At 58.9% G+C, this 275-nt stretch carries 1 protein-coding gene; it reads right to left on the bottom strand.

The window, feature by feature from the left end; all coding sequences use genetic code 11:
* The coding region (locus SB724_RS20005) for a cupin domain-containing protein (protein ID WP_410572570.1) at positions 1-275 on the bottom strand (275 nt) is incomplete at both ends.

The following is a 275-nucleotide window of genomic DNA, read 5'->3' as shown; positions in this document are numbered from 1 at the left end:
CCTGGGCCGAGCACTTTCTGCTGACCCCCGACGGTGATTTCGACCGCGCCTGACAACACCATACCCGCTTCCTGCGCAGCATGGGTGAATGCCTCCCCGGAGTCCGCGCCTACGGCGTAGCGCTCGTGCAGCATCAGAAGCTGACGGTTCGGGTGATCGAGGCCGATGACGCGATACGATATTGTATCGACTTTCCCGATCTCTACGAGGTCTTGCGCGGTGTAAAATGGCGTATAAGGCAGGCTTGATTGAAGATCGGAAAAGAAGCCGGGCAG

This window comes from Bacillus sp. SIMBA_031, assembly GCF_046535225.1.
Taxonomy (GTDB): domain Bacteria; phylum Bacillota; class Bacilli; order Bacillales; family Bacillaceae; genus Bacillus; species Bacillus velezensis.
The sequence above is the reverse complement of the archived record's forward strand: the minus strand, read 5'-3'. Positions and strand labels throughout refer to the sequence as shown.